The 6,986-nt window shown below is 36.8% G+C and carries 4 protein-coding genes; all 4 read right to left on the bottom strand.

From position 1 onward, the window contains the following. Positions 1 to 6 precede the first annotated feature (6 nt). The gene (locus VB797_RS20880; protein ID WP_323239660.1) at positions 7 to 1,479 is read right to left on the bottom strand and encodes an NYN domain-containing protein; all 1,473 of its coding nucleotides are present in this window, start codon (positions 1,477 to 1,479) and stop codon (positions 7 to 9) included. A 198-nt stretch (positions 1,480 to 1,677) separates the two neighbouring features. Then, positions 1,678 to 2,400, bottom strand: a complete 723-nt coding sequence (locus VB797_RS20885) for a hypothetical protein (protein ID WP_323239661.1) — start codon at positions 2,398 to 2,400, stop codon at positions 1,678 to 1,680. Positions 2,401 to 2,634: 234 nt separating this feature from the next. Next, positions 2,635 to 4,329, bottom strand: a complete 1,695-nt coding sequence (locus VB797_RS20890) for a DUF4114 domain-containing protein (protein ID WP_323239662.1) — start codon at positions 4,327 to 4,329, stop codon at positions 2,635 to 2,637. A gap of 1,024 nt (positions 4,330 to 5,353) precedes the next feature. Then, entirely contained in the window at positions 5,354 to 6,901 is a 1,548-nt protein-coding gene (locus VB797_RS20895) for an HlyD family efflux transporter periplasmic adaptor subunit (protein WP_323239663.1), read from the bottom strand. Between the last annotated feature and the right edge of the window lie 85 nt (positions 6,902 to 6,986).

Genomic DNA, 6,986 nt, shown 5'->3' on the forward strand with positions numbered 1-6,986 from the left:
TAACTCCTAATTCCTAACTCTAAGAGCTACTTGCCATATATTACCTGTTTTCTTGAGTTCGACAAAGTTACACGACTGTAAGAAATTAACAAAGTTACGGGTCAGGCTTAATTCTTTGAGGATTTTAGTTATTCCTTTACCATACTGTTTGTTAAATCTTTCGCCTACAGTGTGGATCGGAATATAATTATTCGGGGTTGTACCTACCAATTGAGTAATAATTCTAACTATTGCTTGTTCTAAACTCGATTTATTCTCAAAGGTCAATATTTGATGGTCTGGGTTTTCGTCAGTGGGCATCTTGAACAAAGTAATATAAACTTCTGGATGCTCGGATATTTGATGAATCACAAATTCTGGTTTGTTGATAAAAATATTTTTGACATTTTTACCAGGAAGGTGATGAGATACTACTTTATTAACACTAAAGCTATACTTTTCTTTAAATATTTTACAGATTTGAGAGAGTTTTACCCATTGATTTGATGTCTGAGCAACTTGTTGTGTAACTATATCTTTAATCTGAGATAAAAGTTGTTCTATGGAAGGGAAAATCGTATGCGTTTGGGTTTCATTGGTTTTACTATTAAATACAGTTAAATTGCTTTCTTTTTGACTAACTTGATAAACGGTTAATCCTTTTTGTTGCAGATGGTTACATAAATTAGTCATCACCGTATCTGATGAACATACCAAAACTTCTTTTACTTTCGGGTAATGTTGGTCAATTGTTGAACCAAAAGCAATCATTTTTCCGTCGGCATTATCTTTACCACGAGGAACATGAATTAAGTCGTAACCACGTTGATGAAATTCGATGTCCTTTTTACCCATACTTTGCCAGTTTGCAAAAGCAGTTTTAATTTGAATATCGTGATGACAAACTGTTGTTAAAAACTGTTCTGTTTCAGGAGTAATTTGAATGTTTTCTGCGTCTAAAAGTAATACTGCTATTCCCGTTTGCTGTTGATTATCAGGAGTATCAGTAACTTGTTTAGTAGTTAAATTTATATCTTGTTGATTCTCCGAAATTTTTAACTCATTTGTCGGGGGTAACGATTCAATCGGTGTATTAATATCTTGCTGGTTTGGAGATTGTTCTTCTTCAGAGGTTGTTTGAATATTAGATTTTTTTTGATGATCGGAAGTTTTCGACTCGGAAAGATTCGGATTAAACTGGCGTATTTTTTCTTGTAATTTGATTAAAACAGGTGTGTTCGTCGCTGAGGGTACCAGTAAAGCTTTAATAAAAACTTCCATTCTAGCAATCAAGGATTCCCAATCATCAGCGCTACCAATTGCCTCAATTAACTTTGTTTTTAAACGTGATTGATTGCTATTATCAACCCAAGATATACTTTTGTACTTATCGAGCAGTAGTTCTGGTTGCTGTTGCTGAATATAAATAACTGCTTGGCAAACATAGGAGCCAATTTTATTCAACAATGCTGTAGGGTATTTAGTCAGCGTAACAGTCATAGCTCGTTTAAGTACAGTAGATAGGACATCCTAGCTGATACCATTTTTAAAATGGTACACATCCTTTTATATCTAGTAAATATTTTATCTGATAACCGTGAAATTGCTTAAGCCAAGAAATTGAAGAAAAATTATAAGATAATAGGGAACCGTGACTCTGACAATATTAATAATTTGTGTTGCAATCGCGATCGTATTTTAGATTGATGGAGAGATAGGAACACCGAAGGGAATAATGTTTTTGTCATCAAATCGAGCGGATAAAAATTTGTCGTTAATTAGTTTTTGATAAGTCTCCAAGTTGTTGTTCCAGTTCTGAAGTATTCTATGCAAATCTCGTATTCTTTCTTCTTGGTTGTTACCGGCAATATCGTAGTTAAAGTTGCCAGAAAATAATACTGCTGGAAGAGAGTTTTCTGCTAATTTTAGCAATCCTTCATTAATAGTTAAATTCAGTTGAGAATCTTCTAAGGTGTAGGCTAATTGAATTGCAGCTTTTACAGGTGTTTTACCAAATTCTCGCCATTCTCCCGAAGCTAACAGATTTTTCAATAAATAGTTAGCAGCACCATTTGATTCTGTAAAAGTGACAAAACCTTTAGGATTAATTCCTACAGCTTGATATTCTACATTCGGTAGCTTTTCTATATATTTTATCGCTAATTGAGCAATAATTGCTTCTTGGATATCTTTTTTGTCAACAGCTTCGGCAAAAACTATCCGGTTCGGTTGTACGACAATTGCAATTCCATTTTGAAACACCAGCTGCGTCAAATTTTTTGTATACACTGGAGGACGTGCTAGTTCCCAATCGGATGAGATAATGTTGCTGTATTTCAAAAAATCAAGGTTCACAACACTGGGATTCAATTTAGCTGTAATCGCGATCGCTAATTCCTGAATTTGTACAGTTTTGTTCATATTTTTGAGTTTATATTTCTAAAATAATCATGCTTGCCGATTTATTATCAGTATTTATATGCAAGCAGTTTTATATTAAAGGTAAAAATAAGATTATTGTGTTGGCAAGAATACTTATCCGGTTTTATATCTCTATCAGGAATAGGAACGGTCATTTGAGCAGAAAAGGTACCCTCCCCAGATTAGCGAGGAGGGTTATGGATACAGTTTTATTAGGAGATCGAAATTAAACGGTTATGATTTCACAAGGATAACTATATCGTTGAAATCGCGATCGCCACCATTAGATAAGTCTTCAAAACCCAAGGTGTTGTTTCCTAACGAGCGAATATGCTCTACTCCATCAGAGTTTGCTGGAGCGAAGGAGAAATAAACTTGGCTGAAGTCTCCTTCGAGAGTATCAATATTCCCCTCAGTGATGATGAAAGGAGCGTAGAGATATCCTCCCGATAGGGAGTCTTGGATAGTAGTGGAACTGAGATTGTTTACGCTAAGTTCCAACTCTGGTTCGTGAAGCTGCACTGCTACTTGTGCATAATTATCATCACCGGGTTTGACTTTGTTTCCTGTAATAGGGTCGGTAATGGTTCCTTCTGCGTCTTCGATTTTGTAAAAACCTACAGTATTATCAAATTCTGCTTCCCTATCTACAGTAAAAGTTATTGCTATATCACCCGTAAATGATTCTAAGTTGAGTAAATTCCCATCAAGGATATTTTGTGCATATTGGGGAACACTTTGCGAGTTTTGTACGACATCATCGTTTTCGATTACCGCAATGCTATATTCTGGTTGGTTATTTTCAAAAGTTGCAGCAGATACCAATGGATTCAGAGTCAATTCGTTTAACTCAACCCGATCGCTAATTGGGGTTTCTCCAACGGGAAGGGTAATTCCGGATGTCTCATTGTCATCAGAACTGGAAATGCTTCCATCAATTCGATCCGACTCAATCTCCTCGATAGCTGGTGAAGATAAATTAACTGCAAGTTTATCAGTGTTGGTTCCAATATCACTTTCAGCATTGGAAATATCTTCAACCTTGACGGGGACATCAACATTACCAATTTCTGATTGTGGAAGAATTTGTGGAGTTTGTACAACTAAATCAACTGTAGTGTTAGGGAGTTCGTTTATATAAAAGATCTCAGCAGTCAGCTTATTTTGCTCATCCTGGGAATTTAATCCGTCAATGGAACCTTCAAAAGTTAGCCCAGTAGGACTTTTTCTCAATTGTTCGGGTTTAATTGTTTCAACAATCTTGCCATCTAAAAGAATATCAATCTTAAAAATATCATTCCGAGAAAGTATGGAATCAGCAAATTCACCGGCTAGTTGTGAAGCATCAGAAACTATTGTAGGCTGGTCTGAATCTACAATCCTCAACTCGAAGATATTTGCTGCACCCAAACCGTAAGCTTGAACGTTAGCTAATCCTTGTAGCGCTTTCGCTGCTTTATTAAAGCTTCCTCCTGTAGTTGAAAACCCATCAGAAAGAAAATAGGCTGTATTAACTGCTCCGGGTGGTACTGTAGAAAAGAACTGATTTGCTTTTTCAAGGGCTGCATTAAAATTAGTAAAACCACTTACAGATAAACCTTCAATTGCTGAGATTGCCTCTGTTGCATTCAGCGGTGCGTTGAGAAATGCTTCAGTTCCAAAAGGAATTACTGCAAATTGACTGACATCTGCAATACCGCTATCAATTAACGAGTTTGTTAAACTAATATAGGCATTTTTAGCTGCTTCAAGGGGCTTTCCGCTCATGCTGTCCGATATGTCAATGATGTAAGCAAAATTGTATTGAGGATTTTGCTCGAAGGGAGAGAGGGTTATTTTATAATTAGCATCGTTATCAAAATTCAGAGATGCAGTACCAAAGATTTGGTTTTCAGCGTTGACGACGTTAACTTGTGTAGAACTAGACATTTTTATCAACCTTTTGTTAGTATTGGTGTAAATATGTGTCTTAGGATGGATGCATTCAAAAATAGTTGAGGGCGATTTCATCCTAGAAGATTTAAAAACCTGATTTAGGTTGCACGAAATTAAGAAAACTTCCAAAATTTCCTTAAAAACCAAACTAATAGCCGTTTTTTATAAATAGGGTACGAAAACATCAACCTACTATTCTGCATCAGTTTACAAGTCTGACATAGAAGGTTTTACTTACGATTTCAACTCGTCCGAGTTTTAGTAAGCTGCAATACTGCAATACAGTATATTTTGCTCGTCCTCCGGAAATGTTGTGTAAACACGAATGAAAAATTTTTCATTGAGTGCGTGTTAGAAGGAGAACATAAAATATTGCTTTTTTGATAGAAATTAATAAATTCTTTATTTTCTACCATTAACAAGACTACTTTCTTACACTTACTGATTTCAATTTTTCTTGACTGACACAAGGTTTGGGAACACTAACTGATTAGACTTACTTATACACGATAATCCAAAAAAATGAAAAGTAAGTAAAGAAACATACATATTTTATTTCTTTATAGAAAGTTTATTAATTGCTCATAATTTGCGATCGCAAATTTTCACCTTACTGTCTTGCAGCAGGGTGAGTATAATTCGTAATTCGGTCTGCGTAATTAATTCCCCATAAACAAAATTTAGGGGCTTCCTTTTTGGTCTAATCCAGGGATAAATCCGGGAGTTTGAAGTGGTTTTTTTGGGTCATGGGTTCCCAGACTGAGCCTGGGAAACAGTTAAAACTCCCCTTGAGAAGGGGAAAATCGCAGTTCAAGTCCTTCTTAAAAAGGGAGATTTTGGGCGATACTAAAAGATGTGTGTATACGGTAGCCATAAATCAGGAGAGCGGTAAGGTTTATTGCATAGTTCGCTCAATCGAAAAGGACTATATTCAATCCAAAATCAAAAATTTAAAATCTAAAATTCGATGAAAGGTTTCTGCTGGATTTTAAGTCAAACAATCTGACGCTTAAGGGATTTATCTGACAGTTTTGACGCTTTCGACTGTTTGAGTAAATTTATCCGTAAATATACTCATAATGCTTCTGTCTCTAACCTTAATGTTGGCACTAACAGACATACCCGATTGCAGAGCTAATTGTTTTCCGTTCGCTTCCAAAGTTTGTCGATCTAGCTCAACTTTTGCCGGGAAACGATAGTAGGGGTGAATTTCATCTGGCGGTAAAGCATCTTTACCAATAGATACCAGTTTACCTTTAATGTCGCCAAATTCACTGAAATTATAGCTTTCAAATCTAACGTCAACAGGCATTCCTTCTTTAACAAACCCGATATCTTGGTTGGTTATGAAAATTTCCGCCATCAGCGATTGTTGCGGTACTACTTTCAGCACAGGTTCGGTAGTATTAGCTACATAACCGGGATTGCTGGCTTTCATGTCAAACACGATTCCATCTACTGGGGCTTTGACAACTTGGTATTCTCTAGTTAATGAAGCTTGCTTGATTTGACCGTCGAGTTCGATAATTCGCTTTTCATTTTCGACAATCGATTTATTAATTTGACTATCGATTTCAGAAATACGTTTATCGTTGTCTGCAATTTGAGTCAATATATCTTTAGTAGAAGTTGACAGGGCATTTTGCAACTGCTGACCGGATTGAGCAATAGCTAATCTTAACCGCTGTATTTCTTGGCTGAGTTGAGCAACTTCACTCCGACGGTTGCTAACTTCCTGCTTTTGTTGGAGGTATTGCAAGCGAGCGATCGCACCTTCTCTGTACAATGGTTCTAAATCGTTGAGAATACCTTGGTTGATGCTCAGAACGTTTCTAGAATTATCAAGTTTTTCTTTATTTTGTGCTAATTGTTGTTCTAACTGACCTTGTTCTAGTTTAATTTGAGCGCCTTGGGATCTTAATTCTTCTTGAGTGGAAAATAAACGTAATCGCTCTTCTGGGGAAAGATTTGCACCATTACTATTTCCAGTTAACAGGACTCGATAAAATTGATTTTCTTTTAATAAAGTTGCACGGCTTTGAGCCAAATTTGCCATTTCTCGCGGTACTTCAATCGCAGCGGCTTGTGGTAAACCCGAACTCCTGAATAAACTGCGATAAAATTGATTTTCCTGCATCAAAGCTTGACGAATATTTTTTGCAGAAACCAATTCCGCTTCAGCACCAGTCTGGTCGAGACGCAACAACAAGTCTCCTTGTTTTACGCGGTCTCCGTCCTTAACAAAGACCTCTTTCACCACACCATTTACAGGAACCTGTACTTCCCTAACTGCTCCTTGGGGTTCTAACTTTCCTTGAGCGGGGACGGCTTGATCGATTCGAGAAAAATACGCCCAGGTAATTGTAAAAACAGTTACACCTAAAATACTCCACAGCGCTGCTCGTGAAAATACTGGCGATCGCCGCAAAATTACAGCTTGGTCAAACTCCGAAACCTTTGACTTCTCGTTTTTCTGAGGAATCGAATCTTGGGGAGTTTTTGGCAACCCAGGAAGTAGGGTTTGCCGGGAGCCGTTACCGTTGAGATTTCCGTTTAATTGAGTCATGGGAATTTTAGATTTTAGATTTTAGATTTTGGATTTTGGATTGAGTATGGGGCATAGTTAGGAGTTAGGAGTTGGGAGTTGGGAG

Source organism: Rivularia sp. UHCC 0363 (genome assembly GCF_034931125.1).
Classification (GTDB): domain Bacteria; phylum Cyanobacteriota; class Cyanobacteriia; order Cyanobacteriales; family Nostocaceae; genus Rivularia.

Bases quoted from the DNA above. Each gene is read 5' to 3' on its own strand.
- VB797_RS20895 (WP_323239663.1), bottom strand. From the start codon at position 6,901: ATGACTCAATTAAACGGAAATCTCAACGGTAACGGCTCCCGGCAAACC.
- VB797_RS20880 (WP_323239660.1), bottom strand. From the start codon at position 1,479: ATGACTGTTACGCTGACTAAATACCCTACAGCATTGTTGAATAAAATT.
- VB797_RS20890 (WP_323239662.1), bottom strand. From the start codon at position 4,329: ATGTCTAGTTCTACACAAGTTAACGTCGTCAACGCTGAAAACCAAATC.
- VB797_RS20885 (WP_323239661.1), bottom strand. From the start codon at position 2,400: ATGAACAAAACTGTACAAATTCAGGAATTAGCGATCGCGATTACAGCT.